21 protein-coding genes are annotated in these 21,516 nt (G+C 60.6%); 12 read left to right on the forward strand and 9 right to left on the reverse strand.

Going from position 1 to position 21,516, the window contains the following annotated elements; translation table 11 throughout:
* Positions 1-22: 22 nt before the first annotated feature.
* The 8 genes from amaA to ACXR0M_RS20075 all read left to right on the forward strand — a co-directional run bounded on the left by amaA (position 23) and on the right by ACXR0M_RS20075 (position 9,573).
* Positions 23-1,306 (forward strand): L-pipecolate oxidase, encoded by a 1,284-nt coding sequence (amaA, locus tag ACXR0M_RS20040; RefSeq protein WP_458833504.1) that lies wholly within the window; start codon positions 23-25, stop codon positions 1,304-1,306.
* 367 nt (positions 1,307-1,673) lie between these two features.
* Complete coding sequence (locus ACXR0M_RS20045; protein ID WP_458833505.1) at positions 1,674-2,807, forward strand: branched-chain amino acid ABC transporter substrate-binding protein; 1,134 nt, start codon at positions 1,674-1,676, stop codon at positions 2,805-2,807.
* A 238-nt stretch (positions 2,808-3,045) separates the two neighbouring features.
* Entirely contained in the window at positions 3,046-3,960 is a 915-nt protein-coding gene (locus tag ACXR0M_RS20050; RefSeq protein ID WP_458833506.1) for an ABC transporter permease subunit, read from the forward strand.
* 3 nt (positions 3,961-3,963) lie between these two features.
* Positions 3,964-5,265 carry a high-affinity branched-chain amino acid ABC transporter permease LivM gene (gene livM, locus ACXR0M_RS20055; protein ID WP_458833507.1) on the forward strand — a complete coding sequence of 434 codons (1,302 nt, stop codon included), beginning with the start codon at positions 3,964-3,966 and terminating at the stop codon, positions 5,263-5,265.
* Positions 5,262-6,134 (forward strand): ABC transporter ATP-binding protein, encoded by an 873-nt coding sequence (locus ACXR0M_RS20060; protein WP_103485078.1) that lies wholly within the window; start codon positions 5,262-5,264, stop codon positions 6,132-6,134. The genes livM and ACXR0M_RS20060 overlap by 4 nt, the downstream gene beginning before the upstream one ends.
* Positions 6,131-6,847, forward strand: a complete 717-nt coding sequence (locus tag ACXR0M_RS20065) for an ABC transporter ATP-binding protein (protein ID WP_047600666.1) — start codon at positions 6,131-6,133, stop codon at positions 6,845-6,847. Before ACXR0M_RS20060 ends, ACXR0M_RS20065 begins: the two co-directional genes overlap by 4 nt.
* Before the next feature lie 854 nt (positions 6,848-7,701).
* A complete protein-coding gene (locus ACXR0M_RS20070; RefSeq protein WP_458833509.1) occupies positions 7,702-8,466 on the forward strand; it encodes an SDR family oxidoreductase in 765 nt (254 codons plus the stop codon).
* A gap of 201 nt (positions 8,467-8,667) precedes the next feature.
* Positions 8,668-9,573, forward strand: coding sequence for a cation diffusion facilitator family transporter (locus ACXR0M_RS20075; RefSeq protein ID WP_458833510.1), 906 nt, complete (start codon positions 8,668-8,670; stop codon positions 9,571-9,573).
* A gap of 123 nt (positions 9,574-9,696) precedes the next feature.
* Here ACXR0M_RS20075 and ACXR0M_RS20080 read toward each other — a convergent pair whose 3' ends face one another.
* The 7 genes from ACXR0M_RS20080 to ACXR0M_RS20110 all read right to left on the reverse strand — a co-directional run bounded on the left by ACXR0M_RS20080 (position 9,697) and on the right by ACXR0M_RS20110 (position 15,017).
* Entirely contained in the window at positions 9,697-10,830 is a 1,134-nt protein-coding gene (locus tag ACXR0M_RS20080; protein WP_458833511.1) for an AGE family epimerase/isomerase, read from the reverse strand.
* A 181-nt stretch (positions 10,831-11,011) separates the two neighbouring features.
* Entirely contained in the window at positions 11,012-11,584 is a 573-nt protein-coding gene (locus tag ACXR0M_RS20085; RefSeq protein WP_458833512.1) for a HupE/UreJ family protein, read from the reverse strand.
* A 27-nt stretch (positions 11,585-11,611) separates the two neighbouring features.
* Positions 11,612-12,226, reverse strand: a complete 615-nt coding sequence (gene ureG / locus ACXR0M_RS20090; RefSeq protein WP_458833513.1) for an urease accessory protein UreG — start codon at positions 12,224-12,226, stop codon at positions 11,612-11,614.
* Positions 12,227-12,237: 11 nt separating this feature from the next.
* Positions 12,238-12,912: an urease accessory protein UreF gene (locus tag ACXR0M_RS20095; RefSeq protein WP_458833514.1), complete on the reverse strand. Its 675-nt coding sequence runs from the start codon at positions 12,910-12,912 to the stop codon at positions 12,238-12,240.
* Positions 12,909-13,409, reverse strand: coding sequence for an urease accessory protein UreE (ureE, locus tag ACXR0M_RS20100; protein WP_458833515.1), 501 nt, complete (start codon positions 13,407-13,409; stop codon positions 12,909-12,911). Before ureE ends, ACXR0M_RS20095 begins: the two co-directional genes overlap by 4 nt.
* Positions 13,410-13,707: 298 nt before the next feature.
* Positions 13,708-14,340 carry a TetR family transcriptional regulator gene (locus ACXR0M_RS20105; RefSeq protein ID WP_458833626.1) on the reverse strand — a complete coding sequence of 211 codons (633 nt, stop codon included), beginning with the start codon at positions 14,338-14,340 and terminating at the stop codon, positions 13,708-13,710.
* 170 nt (positions 14,341-14,510) lie between these two features.
* Entirely contained in the window at positions 14,511-15,017 is a 507-nt protein-coding gene (locus ACXR0M_RS20110; protein ID WP_458833516.1) for a hypothetical protein, read from the reverse strand.
* Positions 15,018-15,402: 385 nt separating this feature from the next.
* Here ACXR0M_RS20110 and ACXR0M_RS20115 point away from each other — a divergent pair, with 385 nt between their 5' ends.
* Positions 15,403-17,478, forward strand: coding sequence for an AsmA family protein (locus tag ACXR0M_RS20115; RefSeq protein WP_458833517.1), 2,076 nt, complete (start codon positions 15,403-15,405; stop codon positions 17,476-17,478).
* A gap of 94 nt (positions 17,479-17,572) precedes the next feature.
* Here ACXR0M_RS20115 and ACXR0M_RS20120 read toward each other — a convergent pair whose 3' ends face one another.
* Positions 17,573-18,106, reverse strand: a complete 534-nt coding sequence (locus ACXR0M_RS20120) for a ferritin-like domain-containing protein (RefSeq protein WP_458833518.1) — start codon at positions 18,104-18,106, stop codon at positions 17,573-17,575.
* Between the two features lie 190 nt (positions 18,107-18,296).
* Between ACXR0M_RS20120 and ACXR0M_RS20125 the strand changes: the two genes are divergently transcribed.
* Complete coding sequence (locus ACXR0M_RS20125) at positions 18,297-19,187, forward strand: alpha/beta fold hydrolase (RefSeq protein WP_458833519.1); 891 nt, start codon at positions 18,297-18,299, stop codon at positions 19,185-19,187.
* A gap of 100 nt (positions 19,188-19,287) precedes the next feature.
* Here the strand turns inward: ACXR0M_RS20125 and ACXR0M_RS20130 are convergent, their stop codons facing one another.
* Positions 19,288-20,175, reverse strand: a complete 888-nt coding sequence (locus ACXR0M_RS20130) for a DMT family transporter (protein ID WP_458833520.1) — start codon at positions 20,173-20,175, stop codon at positions 19,288-19,290.
* A 97-nt stretch (positions 20,176-20,272) separates the two neighbouring features.
* Between ACXR0M_RS20130 and ACXR0M_RS20135 the strand changes: the two genes are divergently transcribed.
* Both ACXR0M_RS20135 and ACXR0M_RS20140 read left to right on the forward strand, forming a co-directional pair.
* Positions 20,273-21,067 (forward strand): AraC family transcriptional regulator, encoded by a 795-nt coding sequence (locus ACXR0M_RS20135; RefSeq protein WP_458833521.1) that lies wholly within the window; start codon positions 20,273-20,275, stop codon positions 21,065-21,067.
* Between the two features lie 63 nt (positions 21,068-21,130).
* Entirely contained in the window at positions 21,131-21,436 is a 306-nt protein-coding gene (locus ACXR0M_RS20140) for a PsiF family protein (RefSeq protein WP_458833522.1), read from the forward strand.
* The last annotated feature ends 80 nt before the right edge of the window (positions 21,437-21,516 follow it).

The raw sequence follows: 21,516 nt of genomic DNA on the forward strand, positions 1-21,516 counted from the left end.
AGGTTTCTGTTGGAGTCTGGCAATGCCGTTACGCGAAGAATGTCTGTGGGAAAAACTCACGCCGCAGCGCCCGGATAACAGCGCGCTGCGCGGCGAAGTCAAAGTCGATGTCTGCGTGATCGGCGCCGGGTTTACCGGGTTGTCGGCGGCGCTGCATCTGCTGGAACAAGGCAAAAGTGTCTGCGTGCTGGAAGCGCATCGCGCCGGGCACGGTGGGTCGGGGCGCAACGTCGGGCTGGTCAACGCCGGGATGTGGATCCCGCCGGACGAGATCGAGGCCGGCTTCGGTGAGGTCGTCGGCAGTCAGCTCAACCGCATGCTCGGCGCGGCGCCGGCGCTGGTGTTCAGCCTTGTGGATAAATACCAGATCGATTGCCAGTTGCGTCGTGAAGGCACCCTGCACATGGCGCACAACGCCAAGGGCGAGGCGGATCTGCGCAGTCGCGAACAGCAATGGCAACGCCGTGGCGCGCCGATTGAGTTGTTGACTGGCAAGGCGTGCGAGCAAGCTACTGGTACGAAAAAGATTGCCGCCGCATTGCTCGACCGCCGCGCCGGTACGCTCAACCCGATGGCGTATGTCACCGGACTGGCCAAAGCGGTGAAGAGCCTGGGCGGGCAGATGTTCGACCATTCGCCGGTCACTCGCCTCGAACGCATCGGCTCGCAATGGTCGGTGCAGACCGAACAGGGATCAGTGCTCGCCGAACAAGTGGTGATCGCCTCCAACGCCTACACCGAAGGCGACTGGACCGAACTCAAGCGCAACTTCTTCCCCGGTTACTATTATCAGGTCGCCTCGGTGCCGCTGACCGAGGACGCGGCCCAGGAAATCCTCCCCGGCGGGCAGGGCTCGTGGGATACCCGCCAAGTGCTGAGCAGCATCCGCCGCGACAAGGACGGTCGGTTATTGCTCGGCAGCCTCGGCAACGGCAATCAGAAACCCACCTGGTTCCTCAAGGCCTGGGCCGACCGCGTGCAGCAGCATTACTTCCCCCATCTGAAACCGGTGGAGTGGGAATGCACCTGGACCGGGCGCATCGCCTTTACCCCCGATCACCTGATGCGCCTGTTCGAACCGGCACCGGGACTGGTGGCCGTCACCGGTTACAACGGTCGCGGCGTGACCACTGGCACCGTGGTCGGCAAAGCTTTCGCCGACTACCTGTGTCACGGCAATCCGCAAGCGTTGCCGATCCCCTTCGCGCCGATGCAGCCCCTGGCGGGTGTCGGCCTGCGCAGTTGCCTGTACGAGGCCGGATTCTCGCTGTATCACGCGGGCCAGTGCCTGCGCATCGTCATTTGAGTGTTGAAATTTGTTGCTTGCAGCGGCGCTTTTCGAGGCAGCGACTAGCCTGTAATGGTGCGGGTTGTAGCAGTCCCGCACCAGCAGTGTGCAGTTCGGTGACGTGAGCTGTTACAGGCTGGTTGCACGTCGTTTGGTGCCGCGGTTGCAATGATGGCGCAGGAGGGTTGCGCCTCAATTTTTCAAAGGTTTCACCTTCCGCGGTTTAGACGGTTGCACGCCCAATGAAAATGGGAACGAAACAGTCGAAATAACAAGAAAGCAGCGACTTTTTGCAGAATAAAAAACCGATGGCACGGCGCTTGCTCAGAGCATTCAGTGAAGTGAAGTCGCAGTGCCAACTAAAAAAAACCTTGGAGCACCACTCATGTCCCAGACGTTTTACAAGAAAGGCTTTCTGGCCCTCGCAGTCGCTACTGCGCTGGGTGTTTCTGCGTTTGCTCAAGCTGATGTGAAAATCGGTGTAGCGGGTCCGATGACGGGTGCCAACGCGGCATTTGGCGAGCAGTACATGAAGGGTGCACAGGCAGCGGCCGACGCCGTCAACGCGGCGGGCGGCGTCAACGGCGAGAAAATCGTCCTGGTCAAGGGCGATGACGCTTGTGAGCCGAAACAGGCCGTGACCGTCGCCAAAGACCTGGTCAACCAGAAGGTGGCCGGTGTGGTCGGCCACTTCTGCTCGTCCTCCACCATTCCTGCGTCGGAGATCTACGACGAAGCCGGCGTTATCGCGATCACCCCGGGTTCCACCAACCCGCAGGTGACCGAGCGCGGCCTGAGCGCCATGTTCCGCATGTGCGGGCGTGACGACCAGCAAGGCATCGTCGCTGGCGACTACATCGTCGACGTGCTCAAGGGCAAGAAAGTCGCCGTGCTGCACGACAAGGACACCTACGGTCAGGGTCTGGCCGATGCAACCAAGGCTCAGTTGGTAAAACGCGGCGTGACCCCGGTGCTGTACGAAGGCCTGACCCGTGGCGAGAAAGACTTCAGCGCCGTGGTCACCAAGATCCGTGCGGCCGGTGCCGACGTGGTCTACTTCGGCGGCCTGCACCCGGAGGCTGGCCCGCTGGTCAAGCAACTGCGCACCGAAGGCCTGAAAGACGTCAAGTTCATGTCTGACGACGGTATCGTGACCGACGAACTGGTGACCACCGCTGGCGGCCCGCAATACGTCGACGGCGTGCTGATGACCTTCGGCGCCGACCCGCGTCTGCTGCCGGACAGTAAAACCGTGGTGGATGCGTTCCGCAAAGCCGGCACCGAGCCTGAAGGCTACACCCTGTATGCCTACGCTTCGGTGCAGACCCTGGCGGCTGCTTTCAACGGCGCCAAGTCCAACAGCGGCGAGAAAGCCGCCGAGTGGCTCAAAGCCAACCCGGTGAAAACCGTTATGGGCGAAAAAGCCTGGGACAAGAAGGGCGACCTGAAAGTCTCCGACTACGTGGTTTACCAGTGGGACGCGACTGGCAAATACCATCAGCTGGAAAAACAGAAGTAAGGGCTGACGCGATCACTTGAACGCCACAACACCCTGTGGGAGCGGGCTTGCCCGCGATGACGGCCTGACAGTCGACGCCTTTGTTGAATGTTCTGCCGCTTTCGCTGGCAAGCCAGCTCCCACAGGGGGCGGTGGTGGCTTTGCTGGTCGTGTTTGCATTGCTCCGACGTAAATCTGTTTTTTTCCTAGAAGAACCGCCCGCCCCGGTGGGCAGGTTCTCATTGCGTGAGATTGCGTTATGGATGGTATTTTCCTGCAGCAACTGGTCAACGGCCTGACCCTCGGGTCGGTCTATGGCCTGATCGCCATCGGCTACACAATGGTCTATGGCATCATCGGCATGATCAACTTCGCCCACGGCGAGGTTTACATGATTTCCGCTTACCTGGCGGCAATCAGTCTGGCTCTGCTGGCTTACTTCGGTATCGAATCCTTCCCGCTGTTGATGCTTGGCACGCTGGTGTTCACCATCGTCGTCACCGGCGTCTATGGCTGGGTAATCGAACGCGTCGCTTACAAACCTTTGCGCAACTCCACCCGACTGGCACCGCTGATCAGCGCCATCGGTATCTCCCTGATCCTGCAAAACTATGCCCAGATCAGCCAGGGCGCCCGCCAACAGGGTGTTCCGACGCTGCTCACCGGTGCCTGGCGTCTCGATATCGGCACAGGCTTCGTGCAAGTGACCTACACCAAGATCTTCATTCTCGTGGCCGCGTTCGTCGGTATGGGCCTGCTGACCTACGTGATCAAGTACACCAAACTCGGCCGCATGTGCCGCGCGACCCAGCAAGACCGCAAGATGGCTTCGATCCTCGGGATCAACACCGACCGGGTGATTTCCTACGTGTTCATCATCGGTGCGGCCATGGCGGCGCTGGCCGGCGTGCTGATCACCATGAACTACGGCACCTTCGACTTCTACGCAGGCTTCGTCATCGGCATCAAGGCGTTCACCGCAGCGGTACTCGGCGGGATCGGCTCACTGCCCGGTGCGATGCTCGGCGGGATCATTCTCGGGATCTCCGAGTCGCTGTTCTCGGGGCTGGTCAACTCCGACTACAAAGACGTGTTCAGCTTCTCGCTGCTCGTACTTGTTCTGGTCTTCCGGCCGCAGGGCCTGTTGGGCCGTCCTCTTGTGTCGAAGGTGTAAGCGATGTCTTCAACCACTGAAAAAAATCTCGATATCAAAAAAAGCCTGGTTGAGGCGATTCTGGCTGGCCTGATTGCCCTGATCGTGTTCGGCCCGATTGTCGGCGTCGTGCTCGATGGCTACAGCTTCAACCTGCAACCGACCCGCGTGGCGTGGATCATCGGCATTGTCATGCTCGGGCGTTTTGCCCTCAGCCTGTTTCTGCAGACGCCCAAGGGTCTGAAGATTCTCGACGGCTTCGAGAGCACTGGCTCCGGTGTGCATGTACTGCCTGCCGATTACAAATCCCGCCTGCGCTGGATCATCCCGCTGCTGATTGTGCTGGCCATTATCGTGCCGTTTGTCTCCAACTCTTACCTGTTGGGCGTGGTCATCCTCGGGCTGATCTACGTGCTGCTGGGGCTGGGGCTGAACATCGTGGTCGGTCTGGCCGGTCTGCTCGACCTGGGTTATGTGGCGTTCTACGCTATCGGCGCCTACGGTCTGGCCTTGGGGTATCAATACCTCGGGCTGGGTTTCTGGACCGTGTTGCCACTGGCGGCGATCACTGCCGGTCTGGCCGGGTGCATCCTCGGTTTCCCGGTGCTGCGTCTGCACGGTGACTACCTGGCGATCGTGACCCTGGGTTTTGGCGAAATCATCCGTCTGGTGCTCAACAACTGGCTGTCGCTGACCGGCGGCCCGAACGGCATGCCGGCGCCACTGCCGACGTTCTTCGGTCTGGAATTCGGCAAGCGGGCAAAGGATGGCGGGGTGCCGTTCCACGAGTTCTTCGGCATCGCCTACAACCCCGACGTGAAGTATTACTTCATCTACGCGGTGTTGTTCCTGGTGGTCCTGGCCGTGCTGTACATCAAGCATCGGCTGGTGAAAATGCCGGTGGGCCGCGCCTGGGAAGCCTTGCGTGAAGACGAAATCGCCTGCCGCTCGATGGGCTTGAACCACGTGCTGGTCAAACTCTCGGCGTTCACCATCGGTGCATCGACGGCCGGTCTGGCCGGGGTGTTCTTCGCCACCTATCAAGGCTTCGTCAACCCGACCTCGTTCACCTTCTTCGAATCGGCGCTGATCCTCGCCATCGTCGTGCTCGGCGGCATGGGCTCGACCATCGGTGTGGTGATTGCCGCGTTCGTGCTGACGGTCGCTCCGGAATTGCTGCGTGGCTTCGCCGAATACCGCGTGCTGTTGTTCGGCATCCTGATGGTGTTGATGATGATCTGGCGACCACGCGGGCTGATCCGCATCAGCCGCACCGGGGTCACTCCACGCAAAGGTGCCATTCATTATGAGAGGGCTGCGCCATGAGTGAAGTCGTTCTCTCTGTGGAAAAACTGATGATGCACTTCGGTGGCATCAAGGCTTTGAGCGATGTCAGCCTCAAGGTCAAACGCAACTCGATCTTCGCCCTGATCGGCCCCAACGGCGCGGGCAAGACCACCGTGTTCAACTGCCTGACCGGGTTCTACAAGGCCTCCGGCGGCAAGATCGAACTCAACGTGCGCGGTAAACAGACCAACGTCATCCAGCTGCTCGGCGAGTCGTTCAAGCCGACCGATTTCGTTTCGCCGAAGTCGTTCCTCAGCCGTCTGTATTACAAGATGTTCGGCGGTACGCATCTGGTGAACCGTGCCGGCCTGGCCCGGACCTTCCAGAACATTCGCCTGTTCAAGGAAATGTCGGTGCTGGAAAACCTGCTGGTGGCCCAGCACATGTGGGTCAACCGCAACATGCTCGCCGGCATCCTCAACACCAAGGGCTATCGCAAGGCTGAGAGCGACGCGCTGGATTGCGCGTTCTACTGGCTGGAAGTGGTCGATCTGGTGGACTGCGCCAACCGTCTCGCGGGTGAACTCTCGTACGGCCAACAGCGCCGTCTGGAGATCGCCCGGGCCATGTGCACGCGGCCGCAGATCATCTGCCTCGACGAACCGGCCGCCGGCCTCAACCCTCAGGAAACCGAAGCGCTGAGCGCGATGATCCGGCTGCTGCGCGACGAGCACGATCTGACCGTGGTGCTGATCGAACACGACATGGGCATGGTCATGAGCATTTCCGACCACATCGTGGTACTGGATCACGGCGTGGTCATCGCCGAGGGTGGCCCCGACGCTATCCGTCACGATCCGAAAGTGATTGCCGCCTATCTGGGCGCGGATGAAGAGGAACTGGTATGAGCAAACCGATCCTCGAACTCAAAGACCTCGACGTGTTCTACGGGCCGATCCAGGCTCTGAAAGGCGTGTCGCTGCAGATCAACGAAGGTGAAACCGTCAGCCTGATTGGCTCCAACGGTGCGGGCAAATCCACGCTGCTGATGTCGATCTTCGGCCAGCCGCGCGCGGCAGGCGGGCAGATTCTTTATCAAGGCGTCGACATTACCCACAAGTCCTCGCACTACATCGCGTCTAACGGCATTGCGCAGTCGCCGGAAGGGCGGCGGGTGTTCCCCGACATGACCGTCGAGGAAAACCTGCTGATGGGCACCATCCCGATTGGCGACAAGTACGCCAAGGAAGACATGCAGCGGATGTTCGAGCTGTTCCCGCGGCTCGAAGAGCGCCGCACTCAGCGGGCGATGACCATGTCCGGGGGCGAACAGCAAATGCTCGCCATCGCCCGTGCCTTGATGAGTCGGCCGAAACTGTTGCTGCTCGACGAGCCGAGCCTGGGGCTGGCGCCGATCGTGGTGAAGCAGATCTTCGCCACCCTGCGCGAACTGGCGAAAACCGGCATGACTATTTTTCTGGTCGAGCAGAACGCCAACCATGCGCTGAAGCTGTCGGACCGCGCGTATGTGATGGTCAACGGCGAGATTCGCCTGACCGGTACCGGTAAAGAGCTGCTGGTGAACGAAGAGGTGCGTAACGCCTATCTGGGCGGGCACTGATCGGGTTTCCCACAGATAGACCAAGCCCCGGCGACGCGAGTCTCGGGGCTTTTTCATATCTCAACTCACCACAACTCCCCTGTAGGAGCTGCCGAAGGCTGCGATCTTTTGATCTTCAAAAACAAGATCAAAAGATCGCAGCCTGCGGCAGCTCCTACAAGGAAACCATCTTCAATATCAAGTCGATTCTGGAATTGTGGAAAACAAATTCCCATAGCTGCCAAAGCGCGACATATAGACGCTGCAAATGGCTGTTTTTCCACGGTTTTGACTTGTCCCCGTTTGCTGTGGAACTGGCTGTGAATAACGTGGGAGTAGCTGGCTGCAGGCCTTGTATTCCGTGGCTTGCAGGGTGGTGAGTGTTTTTTGATCAGGCTTTCTGACTGGCGCTGAAGCGTTCGTTGTCAACCTTTTTATGCCGCTCGGAACACAGGTGATTTCATGTGCAAAAGCCTGTGGATAAGTCTGTGACTAAACTCTGGAAAGACCGCGCTGAGGGCCGTAATTGCTGGCCCCGCGCAATCACTCTGCAGACCGTTCGCTCGTGCAAAATACCTTGTCCGGCACAACCGCCGCTTCAGGGTCAAGCAAAAAACTTTCTATTTTCGGCGCAAAGCCTTGTATGGCGCGGCTTTGCGCGTATTCACTTGCCCCCGGAAACTGTGGAAGGGGTTGTGGATAACGTGCGTGCACATGGCTACAGACCACGCCGCCTGTGGCGTAGCGGCGATTGATCAAATTTTGATCGAAAGATCTCCCGGTTCGGGTGTTGCTCGGGCATGCCGGGCCGGGCATGCTGGCTGCTGTTTTTTTATCCCCATGGCTGCGCTGGCGGCCGACGCAAGGAGAACACGATGTCCAACACCCTGTTTATCACCGGCGCGACCTCCGGTTTTGGTGAAGCCTGTGCCCGTCGTTTCGCCGAGGCTGGCTGGAAACTGGTGTTGACCGGTCGTCGTGCAGAGCGTCTGAATGCGCTGTGCGCCGAACTGTCGAAGCAGACCGAGGTGCACGGTCTGGTCCTCGACGTGCGTGATCGCAAGGCGATGGAAGAGGCGATCGCCAACCTGCCGCCGTCGTTTGCCAAGCTGCGTGGCCTGATCAACAACGCCGGTCTGGCGCTGGGCGTCGATCCGGCACCGAAATGCGACCTCGACGATTGGGACACCATGGTCGACACCAACGTCAAAGGTCTGATGTACGCCACCCGTTTGCTGCTGCCGCGTCTGATCGCCCATGGCCGTGGCGCGGGCATCATCAACCTCGGTTCGATCGCCGGTAATTACCCGTACCCGGGCAGCCATGTGTATGGCGCAACCAAAGCGTTCGTTAAACAGTTCTCGCTGAACCTGCGTTGCGACCTGCAGGGTACTGGCGTGCGCGTCAGCAACATCGAACCGGGGCTGTGCGAAAGCGAGTTCTCGCTGGTGCGTTTTGCCGGGGACCAGGAGCGCTACAACGCCACCTATGCCGGGGCCGAGCCGATCCAGCCGCAGGACATCGCCGACACCATCTTCTGGGTGCTCAACACCCCGGCGCACATCAACATCAACAGCCTGGAACTGATGCCGGTGAGCCAGACCTGGGCCGGGTTCGCCATCGAGCGTAACAAGGCGTAAGACCGGGTTGAGGCCATTCGCGAGCAAGCCCGCTCCCACAAGTACCGAGTCGTTCACAAGATTGATGTACGCCGATGTACCTGTGGGAGCTGGCTTGCCAGCGATGGGGCCAGGACAGGCAATAAATTCCAATAAGGTAAACTCCCCTCGCAACAACCCAACCGCACCCCCGCGGTTTTCAAGGTTTTTCGAGGAGTCAGCGTGAGTAACCGAGGTGAGCAGTCACTGCTCAAACAATCGACCATCCTGATGTTCGCGGTGTCGATCGCCGGGATCGTCACCGGTTTTATTTCTGGTTCGCAATCCATCCTTTTCGATGGTTTTTTCTCGCTGATCGCCACATTCATCAAAGTGCTGATGCTGATCACCGCACGACTGATCGCCAAAGAGAGCAATCAGCGCTTTCAGTTCGGGTTCTGGCATCTGGAGCCGATGGTGCTGCTGATCGAAGGCAGCTTCCTGCTGTTGATCGCCATCTATGCATTTCTCAACGGTGTTTTCGGGATCATCAATGGTGGTCGCGAAATCGAGTTGGGGCTGGTGATCATTTATGCGGCGGTGTTCACCGTTGTCGAATTTGCCTATTTCTTCTACGTGCGTCGACGCAACCGCAAACTCAAATCCAGCCTGATCCAGTTCGACAACATCAGTTGGCTGGTGGATGCCATGTTGTCCGTGGGCCTGTTGATCAGTTTCCTTGCGGCGCTGCTGCTCAAGTCGCAGGGTTACGACGAATGGGCGGCCTACGTCGACCCGCTGATCCTGATCGTGCTGGCGCTGACCATGTTGCCGCCGGCGTTCAAGATCCTTCGCCCGGCGCTACGCGATGTGCTGGGGATCGCGCCGGATATGCTGGATGATCAGGTGCGGCAGGTGATGGATGCGGCGAAGGTCGAGCATGGTTTCGATGATTACGTGTCGTATGTGCAGAAGCACGGCCGGGCACGGTTTATCGAGATTCATGTGGTGTTGCCGGCGGACTATGCGCTGAGCCATGTCGGGCAACTGGATGCATTGCGCGAAGAGATTTCGGAGAAGCTGGGCAAGCCGGATGCGGCGCGCTGGTTGACCATCAGCTTTACTGGCGACAGGAAGTGGATTGCCTAGAGATCGAGAAATGGCTATTCGCGAGCAAGCCCGCTCCCACATTGGAATTGCGCCGGACACAAAAATTGTGAACAACACAGATCAACTGTGGGAGCGGGCTTGCTCGCGAAAGCTTCCTGTCAGTCAGCGCAAGTATTCAGTCAATCCGCTGTAACAAGTCGCCAAGTGATACGGCGTAGTCGAAGGCATGTCCTTGCGACTGACCTCACCCAATTCATCCCGGCATTCATGCCAGCCACCGGCATGCAGAAACCGCTGCTGCAGTGCCTGCAACTGGCGCAGCACCGCCGCTTCACTGTCCGCACGCAATGTCAGGGCGCGCAAGTATTCCGCCTGGGCCCAGATCCGCTGGGTCGAATCCCGTGGGCGTCCGTCCATTTCCAGATCGAGCATCGCGCGCACGGCGCCAGACGGCTGTACCACGCCATATTGTTCGGTGAAAGCGAAAGCACGATCCAGCGCCCGATGCAATTTCGAACCGCGCAACAGCGCCGAGGATTCGAGCAGGAAATACCATTCGAATTGATGCCCCGGCTCGTACCAGTTATCCACAGCGCCCAGCGGTTTCTCCATCAGCACACCGTGCTGCGGATCGACGAAGTGTTTGTGCATGGCTGTGCATAACTCGACCAGCGCCTGCTGGGTCTGCTGGTCTGCGCGCACGGCGAGGGTCGCGAGGAAAGCTTCGGCCAAGTGCATCAGCGGGTTTTGCAGCGGACCGCTTTGCAGGGTGATCCAGTCGCGATTCAGGCAGGCCTCGTACAGGCCGTCACCGGTGGCGAAGCGTCGGCCAATGATTTCCAGGGCTGCATTGAGTGTCGACTCGACCAGTGGATCGCCGGACTTGCCCCAGTAATGAGCGCAGGCGAACAGGATGAAGGCGTGGGTGTAGAGGTCTTTGCGCTGATCCAGTGGCTGACCCTGGGCGTCGATGCTGTAAAACCAGCCACCGTGCTCGGCGTCGTGGAAGTGCCGTTGTAGCGAGCGGAACAGCGCTGCGGCGCGGGCTTCGGCGTTATCCACCATCCCGATCAGGCTGGAAAACAGGTATAGCTGGCGGGCGCAGGCCATGGCCCGATAGCGTTGTGGCGGCAGGGGCTGGTGAGCGGCGTCGAGGGCTTCGTAGGGCAGCGCCATCTCGGCGTTCCAGCCCGGGCCTTGCCAAAGCGGCACGATCACGTTCAGAAAGTGCTGCTGCACATCGCTGAACAGGGCGGTCAATTCGGGCAGGGAGGTGCGGCGGGAAGCATGAGGCATTGGCGGACGTCGTCACGGCTGGGGCGATTGCGTGACATGGTAGCAGAGGAGCGTCTGTTAGAGACGCGGTGTCTGTCAGTCCGCCTTCGCGAGCAAGCCCGCTCCCACAGTGGATTTGCAGCGTACACAAAACCTGTGGGAGCAGGCTTGCTCGCGAAGAGGCCGGTTCAGGCGATACAGATCAACCCGCCAGCAACCACGCACCCGTCACCGCCGAAGCAGCACCCGCCACCCGCACCAGCGGCGCAGCCGCCTGCGGCAGGAAACGCACCACGGCATAACCCGCCGCATGCAAAGCAGCCGTCGCGGTCACGAAACCGGCGGCATAGGCCCACGGGCTGCTCATCTCCGGCAGCTCCAGACCATGCGCCACGCCATGGAACAGCGCGAACAGCGCCGTCGCCGCCACTGCCATCAGCAGCGGCGGGCGCACGGCCAGCGCGACTGCCAGGCCCAGCGCCAGCACCGAGGCGGCAATCCCGCTTTCCAGCGCCGGCAGCTGCAGCCCTTCGAAGCCAAGCAGACCGCCGATCAGCATGGTGCCGACGAACGTGCACGGCAGCGCCCAGCGTGCGGCGCCTTGTTGTTGCGCGGCCCACAGGCCGACCGCAACCATCGCCAGCAAGTGGTCGAGGCCGCCGATCGGGTGGCTGATCCCGGCGACCAGACCGCTGTCGCCGTGGCCCGGGTGGGCGAAGGCCAGGGCCGGGGTCAGCAGCAGCGCCACGGCGCCGAAAATGCGTTTGAGTGTCATGGATGAGCTTCCTTGTTGGTCAATGAATCAGGCCGCGTTCAGCAGGCCCTGGCGTTCGATGAAGGCGATGATGTCTTGCAGGCCCTGGCCGGTCTTCTGGTTGCTGAAGACGAATGGCTTGCCGTTGCGCATGCGCTTTGTGTCGCTATCCATCATTTCCAGCGAAGCGCCGACCAGCGGCGCCAGGTCGATTTTGTTGATCACCAGCAGGTCGGACTTGCAGATCCCCGGCCCACCCTTGCGCGGCAGCTTGTCGCCGGCCGAGACGTCGATCACGTAGATGGTCAGGTCCGACAGTTCAGGGCTGAAGGTCGCCGACAGGTTGTCGCCACCGGACTCCACCAGAATCAGGTCGAGGCCGGGAAAGCGCCGGTTCAGTTGATCGACCGCTTCAAGATTGATCGAGGCGTCTTCGCGGATCGCCGTGTGCGGGCAGCCCCCGGTTTCCACGCCGATGATGCGTTCCGGGGCCAGCGCTTCGTTACGCACCAGAAAGTCGGCGTCTTCGCGGGTGTAGATGTCATTGGTGACCACGGCCAGGTTGTAGCGTTCGCGCAACGCCAGGCACAGGGCCAGGGTCAATGCGGTCTTGCCGGAACCGACCGGGCCACCGATGCCGACGCGCAGAGGTTGGGTGTTCATTGTTGATTCTCCTACGAGCGAAAGAGCCGGCTGTACTGGCGCTCATGCGCCATGCATGCCAGAGACAGGCCGAACGCGGCGCTGCCGATGTGTTCGGGATTGATGTGGGTGGCGTCGTGCTGCGCCTGTTGCAGCAGCGGCAGCAGTTCGCTGGTCAGGCGCTGGGCGGCTTGCTGGCCCAGCGGCAGGGTTTTCATCAGCACCGCGAGCTGATTTTCCAGCCAGCTCCACAGCCACGCGGCGAGGGCGTCCTGCGGGTTGATGCCCCACGCGCGCGCTGCCAACGCCCAGCACAAGGCCAGATGCGGTTCAGTGCATTGCTCGAGAAAGCCACGGGCGGGCGCATCGAGCTCCGGCAAACCGCTGAGCAACTGCTGCAACGAGTAACCCATCTGCCGGCTCTCCAAATGCAACTCGCGGGTTTCGCGGCTGGCGCGGTGGGTTTCGCCAATGTGCGCCAGATCATCCCAGCGCTCGTCGGCGGCCGCCTGGCAGTGGGCGAGCAACAGCGGCGCCTCGAAGCGTGCGAGATTGAGCAGCAATTGATCGCTGATCCAGCGGCGTGCGCTGTCCGGGTTGTGCACCCGGCCGTTATCCACCGCCATTTCCAGGCCTTGCGAATAGCTGTAGCCGCCAATCGGCAATTGCGGACTGGCCAGGCGCAGCAGCGCCCAGGCCGGATTCACAGGCGTACGCCGAACTGATGGAGTTTGGGCGCGTAGTTGAAGTCTTCATCGCCGTGCCGCGAATGGTGATGGCCGCCGCCGTAGGCACCGTGTTCCGGCTGGAACGGCGCTTCAATCGCTTCGACTTGCGCACCAAGCTGCTCGAGCATGGTCTTGAGCACATAGTCGTCGAGCAGGCGCAGCCAGCCATCGCCGACTTGCAGGGCGACGTGGCGGTTGCCGAGGTGATAGGCGGCGCGGGTCAGTTCGAAAGCATTGGCGCAGGTGACGTGAAGCAGTTGCTCGGGACGGGCGCAGACGCGAACGATCCGGCCGTCCTCGGCCTGCAGGCATTCGCCGTCATATAACGGCGCCTGACCTCGCTCCAGAAACAGGCCGACATCTTCGCCGTCGGCACTGAAACAGCGCAGACGGCTTTTGCTCCGCGCTTCGAAGGTCAGGTGCAACTCGGCGGACCAGACAGGTTGAGGGTCGATTCTGCGGTGAATCACCAGCATCGGAAAGCTTCCAGCAATGGACGTGTAGGAGGGCTAGAGCAAGTGGCTTGCCAACCGGCCGAGATGTAGGAAATCCCTGTCGGAGCGTAGTGGATGTTTCAGAATGTTGCGGGATTTTGGCTGGTTTTGGTGCGTGAAGATTTTTACATGCACCAAAAACGGGCCGCAGCACATGGCCAATGTGGGAGCGAGCTTGCTCGCGAAAGCGCTCTCCCAGTCAATGCATGGCTGACTGATCTGACGCCTTCGCGAGCAAGCTCGCTCCCACAGGGTTTTGTGATGACTTGGGCGAAGAGGATTACTCGGTACTGCCCAGCCCTTGCCAGTGCTTGAGGCCGATAAAGATGAAGCGCAGTTGCTGGGTGATCTTTGCCTGCGGCGTCAGATGTTCGGGCAGGCCTTCGGCGGGCGGATCGATGATGTCCGGCAGGGTGGCGAACACCGATTTGACGATCAGGTCAGCGATCACGCTCAGGCCGGCAGCATCCAGATGCTGCAGCTTGGGCATCAGCGTCAGGTCGGCGGCAAGGTCGGCGCTGATGGCTTCGCGCAGGCGACCGATCGCCTGACGCACCGGCAGCGAGCCGCCGTACTGCTCACGGGCGAGAAACAGAAATTGCGAGCGATTGGCGCTGACCACATCGAGGAAGATCCGCACCGAGGCATCGATGATGCCGCCCATGACGAATTCGTTGTGGCGCACCAGGCGAATGGTTTCGCGGAAGGTCTGGCCGACTTCGCTGACCAGCACCAGGCCCAGTTCGTCCATGTCGGCGAAATGCCGATAGAACCCGGTCGGCACGATGCCGGCGGTCTTGGTCACTTCGCGCAGACTCAGGCTGCCGAATCCCCGGCCGCTTTCCATCAAGTGGCGGGCAGCGTCCATCAGGGCGTGGCGGGTCTGTTGTTTCTGTTCGGCGCGGGGCAGCATCGCAAAGGCATTTCTTGAGCGGGACAAGCGCCGCACTCTAGCAAATCGACTTTGCTGGCGTCGAACGGCAGGGAAGAATCAGCGAGGGAAATTCAGTCTTGCGCTTGCCAGAGGCTGAAAAGGCAAAAGCCCGATCGGCTGATCGGGCTTTTTTAAAGGCCGCCATGGGCTTAGCTCAAAGCGCTGTTGCGTTCGATCACACGGTCACCACCACCTTCGGCGAGAGTTTGACCTTGTGGAGTACGATCGCTGCCACCTTCGGCGAGGGTCTGACCTTGTGGGGTACGGTCGCTACCGCCTTCGGCAAGGGTTTGACCTTGTGGGGTACGGTCGCTACCGCCTTCGGCAAGAGTCTGACCTTGTGGAGTCTTGTCATAGCCGTCTTGCACCAGACCTTTTTCTTCCAGGCGATCACGGCCGCCTTCAGCTACGGCTTGGCCAAGTGGAGTCTTGTCATAGCCATCTTGTACCAGACCTTTTTCTTCCAGACGGTTACGGCCGTTTTCTGCCAAGGTCTGGCCTTGTGGAGTACGGTCGCTGCCATCAGCCGCTACAGTCTGGCTGAATACCGAGTGGCCGGCTTTCACTTGTGGGGTGGCCTGTTCTGCAGCTGGCAGGGCGAAAGCAGTGCTGGCAAGCATCGACAGGGTAAGGCTGAGCAGTAATTGGCGTTTCATGATGGGTTGCTCCTTGGGAGGGCGATAAAGTGGGTACGAAGCCAATGCTACTCTCGATAAGTCGATATAAAAGTTCATAAACGCAATGGTAATAATCAACGGAATTGATTGTTCCGCGCGGGCGCTCTAGCTCGGGCGTTTGCGGGCGACGGTTTTGCACTGAAGTGGGTATTTTCGACTCACTCGCGACTCGCAAATGTGCGGGTGGCGGTAACGCTGTTCGACCAATCGGTCAGCATTCGGGCGATTTTTTGCCCAGGAATCTATATTCCGATTAAACCTGCGCACTGTTTGCCAGTCGTAGGATCCATGAGGGCCGCTTTGGCCCGTCGTTTCAGCTGTGCGTCGCCAAGTCGGCGTGCGGTCGTCATCAGGAGTCTTGTGCATGACGCGCACCGGGAAAATCTTCAGCTGGACCTTCGCCATTCTCGTATTGTTGCTGGCGGTGCTGGTTCTGATCATCGTGTTCTTCGACTGGAACCGGATCAAGCCGCCGCTCAACGCCAAAGTCTCGGAAGAACTGCATCGACCGTTTGCCATCAATGGCAACCTTGCGGTGATCTGGCAGCGCGAGCCGGATGAGGGCGGCTGGCGGGCCTGGGTGCCGTGGCCGCACGTGGTCGCTGAAGACCTGACGCTGGGCAATCCGGACTGGTCGAAGCAGCCGCAGATGGTCACCCTCAAACGGGTGGAGCTGCGCATCTCGCCGCTGGCCCTGCTGGCGCAACGGGTGACGATTCCGCGCATCGACCTGACCGAACCCAATGCGCAACTGCAGCGCCTGGTCGATGGCCGCGCCAACTGGACCTTCAAGTTCGATCCAAAGTACCCGAACGCCGAACCGTCGAATTGGGTGGTGGACATCGGCGCGATCGGCTTCGACAAGGGCCACGTTACCCTCGACGATCAGACGCTGAAGACCAATCTCGATGTGCTGATCGATCCGCTGGGCAAACCGATTCCGTTCAGCGAGATCGTCGGTGACAAGGCCGCGAAGACCGCGCAGGACAAGGGGGCCGCGCCGCAGGACTACGCGTTCGCGCTGAAGGTCAAAGGCCAATACCACGGCCAGAATCTCTCCGGCCAGGGCAAAATTGGCGGGCTGCTGGCGTTGCAGGACGCGAACAAACCGTTCCCGCTGCAGGCTCAGGCAAAGATCGGCGACACCAGCATCGAACTGGCCGGCACCCTGACCGATCCGCTCAACCTCGGCGCCCTCGATCTGCGCCTGAAACTGGCCGGCGCCAGCCTCGGCAACCTGTATCCGCTGACCGGTGTCACCCTGCCGGACACGCCGCCCTATGCCACCGACGGGCACCTTATTGCCAAACTGCATGACGCGGGCGGGGCGAAATTCACCTATGAACAGTTCAACGGCAAGATCGGCAGCAGTGACATTCACGGCGATCTGACCTATGTCGCCAGCCAGCCTCGGCCGAAACTGAGTGGCGCGCTGCTGTCCAATCAGTTGCTGTTCGCCGACCTCGCGCCGCTGATTGGTGCTGACGCCAATGACAAGCAGAAGGCCCGCGGCGGCGAGAGCAAGCAGCCAGCCGACAAAGTGCTGCCGGTCGAGGAGTTCAAGACCGACCGCTGGCGTGCGATGGACGCCGACGTCGAGTTCACCGGCATGCGCATTGTGCACAGCGAGAAGTTGCCGTTCACCGACCTCTATACCCACCTCAAACTCAACGACGGCGAACTCAGTCTCGAGCCGCTGCGTTTCGGCGTGGCTGGCGGCAATCTGGATGCGCAGATTCGTCTCAACGGTCGCACCGAGCCGCTTGAGGGCCGGGCCAGGTTGACCGCGCGCAAATTCAAGTTGAAGGAACTGTTCCCGACCTTCGAACCGATGAAAACCAGTTTCGGTGAGCTCAATGGCGACGCCGACATCAGCGGTCGCGGCAACTCGGTGGCCAAGCTGCTTGGCGGCGCCAACGGCAACCTGAAGATGCTGATCAACGACGGCGCAATCAGCCGCGAGCTGATGGAGCTGGCGGGGCTTAACGTCGGCAACTACGTGGTCGGCAAGATCTTTGGTGACAAGGAAGTGAAGATCAACTGCGCGGCGGCGGACTTCGACATCAAGACTGGTCTGGCGACCACGCGACTGTTTGTCTTCGATACCGAGAACGCAATCATCTACATCGACGGCACGGCGAACATGGCCACCGAACAACTGGACCTGACCGTGACCCCGGAATCCAAGGGCTGGCGTCTGATCTCGCTGCGTTCGCCGCTGTATGTGCGCGGCAAGTTCATCAAACCGGACGCGGGCGTCAAAGCGGTGCCGTTGATGTTGCGTGGAGCGGGGATGGTCGCGTTGGGTGTGATTGCAGCACCGGCGGCAGGATTGCTGGCGCTGGTGGCGCCGAGTGGCGGTGAGCCGAATCAGTGTGCGCCGTTGCTGCAACAGATGAAGGCGGGCAAGGCGCCCGTGACTGTCAAGCCAAGCAGGTAAGGCAAGAGCACAAGATCGCAGCCTGCGGCAGCTCCTACAGAGGAATTGTCGCGAGCGGCGATCTTTTTGCTTTTGTGCCGTTGGTAGAGGGGACTTACAGGTCGTTCAGAATGTCAGCCATGTCATCCGCATGCTCTTCTTCCTGCGCGAGGATGTCTTCGAAGATGCGGCGGGTGGTCGGATCCTTGTCGCCGATGTACTGAATGATCTCGCGGTAGCTGTCGATGGCGATCCGCTCCGCCACCAGGTCTTCGTAGACCATTTCTTTCAGGGTGTTCCCGGCCACGTATTGCGCGTGGGACATTTTCGATAGCAGGTCCGGGTTGAACTCCGGCTCGCCGCCCAGTTGCACGATGCGCTCGGCCAGACGGTCGGCGTGTTCCGCTTCCTGAGTGGCGTGTTCGAGGAATTCCTCAGCAGCCACATGCGCTTTCAGGCCGTTGGCCATGAAGTAGTGACGCTTGTAGCGCAGCACGCAGACCAGCTCGGTGGCCAGCGATTCATTGAGCAAGCGCAGCACTTCCTCACGGTTGGCGCTGTAGCTTTCGGTGACTGCGCCATTTTCGACGTGTTGCCGCGCGCGTTCGCGCAGGGTTTGTACATCCGACAAATGCAGGTCATTGCTCATTTCGATCTCCAGGAGGCTAATCCAAGGGGCGCCACGCTCTCCGGGCGTGATCGCTTACCCTGGTTGTGAGTCCCGCGCGACGGTAAAAGTTTTATGCGAGTTGGTCGTGCAGGTGTCATCGTCGAGGCGGATGCTTGGCGGGCGTTTTGCACGTCCGGCCTATAAACAGCGATCACAAGGATGTTTGCCCATGTCACAAGGTACTGCGACACGTTATCCACTGGTGCTGGTGCCGGGTATGCTCGGGTTTATCCGGCTGCTGCTGTACCCGTACTGGTACGGGATCATCAAGGCGTTGCGTCGCGGTGGTGCGACGGTGATTGCGGTGCAGGTGTCGCCGCTCCATTCCACCGAGGTGCGCGGCGAGCAGTTGCTGGCGCGGATCGACGAGATTCTGCGCGAGACCGGCGCGGCCAAGGTCAATCTGTTCGGCCATAGTCAGGGCTCGCTGACGGCGCGCTACGCGGCGGCGAAACGGCCGGATCTGGTGGCTTCAGTGACGTCGGTGGCTGGGACGAATCACGGTTCGGAGCTGGCCGACTATCTGCAGCAGCACTACCCGGCGGACAGTGCCAAGGGCCGCTTGCTGGAGGCGCTGTTGCGCCTGATCGGCTGGCTGATGGCGTTGCTGGAAACCGGTTACCACGGGCCGAAACTGCCGGTGGATATTCACGCCTCGCACCAATCGCTGACCAGCGCAGGCGTGGCGCTGTTCAATCAGCGTTATCCACAGGGCCTGCCGGAAACCTGGGGCGGGCACGGGCCGGAAGCGGTCAACGGCGTGCGTTATTACTCGTGGTCGGGGACGTTGCAACCGGGCAAGACTGATCGCGGCGGCAATCTGTTCGACGGCACCCATCGCAGTTGCCGGCTGTTCGCGAAAACCTTTGTGCGTGAGCGGGGGCAGTGTGACGGGATGGTCGGGCGCTACAGCTCGCACCTGGGCACGGTGATTGGTGACGACTATCCGCTGGATCACTTCGACATCGTCAACCAGTCGCTGGGGCTGGTGGGCAAAGGCGCGGATCCGGTGCGGTTGTTTGTCGAGCATGCGGCGCGGCTCAAGGCTGCCGGCGTGTGAGGGTCAGTTACACCGCGTTATCGTTCTTCGCGAGCAAGCCCGCTCCCACAGTTGGAACTCGGTCGAATGTGGGAGCGGGCTTGCTCGCGAAGAGGCCAGATCAGGCAACGCTGATTCGGCGGCCTAACACCGTGGTCCAACGCTCGGAAAGAATCACCCCGCCCAACGTCAACACCCCACCCACCAGGTGATACAGCGCCAATTCTTCTTTCAATACCACCGCGGCAATCAGCGCAGTAATCAGCGGCAGCAAGTTGAAAAACAAGGTCGTGCGGCTCGGCCCCAAACGCTGCACCGCCTGCATCCACGCCAGCGGCGCGAGCATCGATGCCAGCAGGCACGCATACAGCACCAACGGAATGTTCTGCACGGTCAGGCCGGTTTTCGGCGATGCGGCGTACAGTGGAAACAGCACCACAATCGCCACCAGCACTTGCAGGTACAACAACACCAGCGGCGGCAGGCGCAGCTGCCATTTTTTCAGCAGGGTGCTGTAGATCGCGTAGGCGAGGGTGGCGATCAGCATCATCGCGTCACCCAGGTTGACCCCGTGTTGCAGCAAGGCGCCGAGGCTGCCGGACGACACCACCACCAGCACGCCGGCGAAGGAAAACACTGCGCCGAACAGCGCACCGGCAGTCAGGCGCTGGCCGAGGCTGATGATCGCCATGGCCAGCGACATCAGTGGCATCAGCGACAGAATGATGCCCATGTTGGTCGCGGTGGTCAGGGTCGCGGCGAAGTACGCCAGGCTTTGATAGACCGCCATGCCCAGCACGCCGAGGATGAAGATCTTGCCCAGGTTCGGGCGGATCTGCGCCCAGTGCGCGAGCACCGCTTTGAGCATGAACGGGGTGAACAGCAGGCCGGCGAGCAGCCAGCGGTAGAAACCGATCTCGGCGGGGAAGATCGCCCCGACCGCCAGTTTGTTGATCACGGTATTGCCGGCCCAGATAAAAATCGCCAGCAGGGGAAACGCGTATTGCATGAAGTCAGAACCAGTACGTTGATGAACGCTGATTATCCCCTGTCTGGATCCAGCCCTATACTGCGAACCGGACAATCTGCCTTTGCAACCGGACAGCATGAACAGCAAGCACATCGATCTGCTGGATTTCAGCGAATTGCCGTCAGCGGTGTACTTCCGCTACGCCGACTTCAACGCCCACGAATACGCCGCGCCGCACCGTCATCCGTGGGGCACGCTGGAATACGCGGCCCACGGCGTGCTGCACATGGACGTTGACGGCAGCCGCTTCATGTCGCCGCCGCAGTACGCGGTGTGGGTGCCGCCGCAGGTCGAGCACAGTTTCTACAGTCACCAGCCGGTCAACTATCGCGCGGTGTGCCTCGACCCCAAGGTCTGCGCCGATCTGCCGCCGCGCGCGTGCACGCTGGCGATCAGCGACATTCTCAAGGCGATCCTCAAAGACTTCGCCGCCCGTGATGTGAAGATTCCCGAGCTGGACGCCGATCAGCGTCTGGCGCAGGTGCTGGTCGATCAACTGCAGCAGGCACCGGTGCATGAGTGCTATCTGCCATACGCAACCCATCCGGGGTTGCTGGCGATTCTCGAGGCGTTACAGGCCGATCCGGGCAACAACCAGCCGCTGCTGCACTGGGCAGCGCAGGTGCATGTCAGCGAGCGCACGCTGGCGCGGCTGTTCGTGCGCGAACTGGGGATGAGTTTCGGTGAGTGGCGTCAGCGTTTGCGCTATCTGGCGGCGATCGAGGCGTTGGAAAGCACAAAGAGCGTGCAGGAAATCGCTTTCGATCTGGGTTACAGCAGCGGCTCGGCGTTCATCGCCATGTTCGCCCGGCAGGCCGGGTGTACGCCGGAACAGTATCGCCGTAGCCATCTGGAAGGCAGGAAGGTGTAACAAGATTTGGCTACACTTCAGCACAGGTCGCATCCATCGGTGCGGCGACAAGGAGAAAACTCCATGAAGATGTTGCGTGCCCCTTTGTTGATGATTGGTCTGCTCCTGTGTTCCCAGGGTTTCGCCGCCACGGCGCAACAGAACAAAATGACCACCTGCAATGCCGACGCTACCGCCAAGAGCCTCAAGGGCGATGAGCGCAAGACTTTCATGAGCACCTGCCTCAAGGCAGCGCCGGCGGCCAACGACGCCAAGACCCTGACCCCGCAGCAGGAAAAAATGAAAACCTGCAATGCCGACGCGAAAACCAAGGCCCTGACCGGCGATGCGCGCAAGACGTTCATGAGTGATTGCCTGAAGAAAAAATAATCAGCTGAATCTTGTGGTGAGCGGGCCGGCCCCTTCGCGAGCAAGCCCGCTCCCACATTGAAATGCGTTCTCCTGTGGGA

This window comes from Pseudomonas sp. Eth.TT006 (assembly GCF_054456575.1).

Coding starts and splice junctions, on each gene's coding strand:
- amaA (WP_458833504.1), top strand. CDS start 23: ATGCCGTTACGCGAAGAATGTCTGTGGGAAAAACTCACGCCGCAGCGC.
- ACXR0M_RS20045 (WP_458833505.1), top strand. CDS start 1,674: ATGTCCCAGACGTTTTACAAGAAAGGCTTTCTGGCCCTCGCAGTCGCT.
- ACXR0M_RS20050 (WP_458833506.1), top strand. CDS start 3,046: ATGGATGGTATTTTCCTGCAGCAACTGGTCAACGGCCTGACCCTCGGG.
- livM (WP_458833507.1), top strand. CDS start 3,964: ATGTCTTCAACCACTGAAAAAAATCTCGATATCAAAAAAAGCCTGGTT.
- ACXR0M_RS20060 (WP_103485078.1), top strand. CDS start 5,262: ATGAGTGAAGTCGTTCTCTCTGTGGAAAAACTGATGATGCACTTCGGT.
- ACXR0M_RS20065 (WP_047600666.1), top strand. CDS start 6,131: ATGAGCAAACCGATCCTCGAACTCAAAGACCTCGACGTGTTCTACGGG.
- ACXR0M_RS20070 (WP_458833509.1), top strand. CDS start 7,702: ATGTCCAACACCCTGTTTATCACCGGCGCGACCTCCGGTTTTGGTGAA.
- ACXR0M_RS20080 (WP_458833511.1), bottom strand. CDS start 10,830: ATGCCTCATGCTTCCCGCCGCACCTCCCTGCCCGAATTGACCGCCCTG.
- ACXR0M_RS20085 (WP_458833512.1), bottom strand. CDS start 11,584: ATGACACTCAAACGCATTTTCGGCGCCGTGGCGCTGCTGCTGACCCCG.
- ureG (WP_458833513.1), bottom strand. CDS start 12,226: ATGAACACCCAACCTCTGCGCGTCGGCATCGGTGGCCCGGTCGGTTCC.
- ureE (WP_458833515.1), bottom strand. CDS start 13,409: ATGCTGGTGATTCACCGCAGAATCGACCCTCAACCTGTCTGGTCCGCC.
- ACXR0M_RS20105 (WP_458833626.1), bottom strand. CDS start 14,340: ATGCTGCCCCGCGCCGAACAGAAACAACAGACCCGCCACGCCCTGATG.
- ACXR0M_RS20110 (WP_458833516.1), bottom strand. CDS start 15,017: ATGAAACGCCAATTACTGCTCAGCCTTACCCTGTCGATGCTTGCCAGC.
- ACXR0M_RS20115 (WP_458833517.1), top strand. CDS start 15,403: ATGACGCGCACCGGGAAAATCTTCAGCTGGACCTTCGCCATTCTCGTA.
- ACXR0M_RS20120 (WP_458833518.1), bottom strand. CDS start 18,106: ATGAGCAATGACCTGCATTTGTCGGATGTACAAACCCTGCGCGAACGC.
- ACXR0M_RS20125 (WP_458833519.1), top strand. CDS start 18,297: ATGTCACAAGGTACTGCGACACGTTATCCACTGGTGCTGGTGCCGGGT.
- ACXR0M_RS20130 (WP_458833520.1), bottom strand. CDS start 20,175: ATGCAATACGCGTTTCCCCTGCTGGCGATTTTTATCTGGGCCGGCAAT.
- ACXR0M_RS20135 (WP_458833521.1), top strand. CDS start 20,273: ATGAACAGCAAGCACATCGATCTGCTGGATTTCAGCGAATTGCCGTCA.
- ACXR0M_RS20140 (WP_458833522.1), top strand. CDS start 21,131: ATGAAGATGTTGCGTGCCCCTTTGTTGATGATTGGTCTGCTCCTGTGT.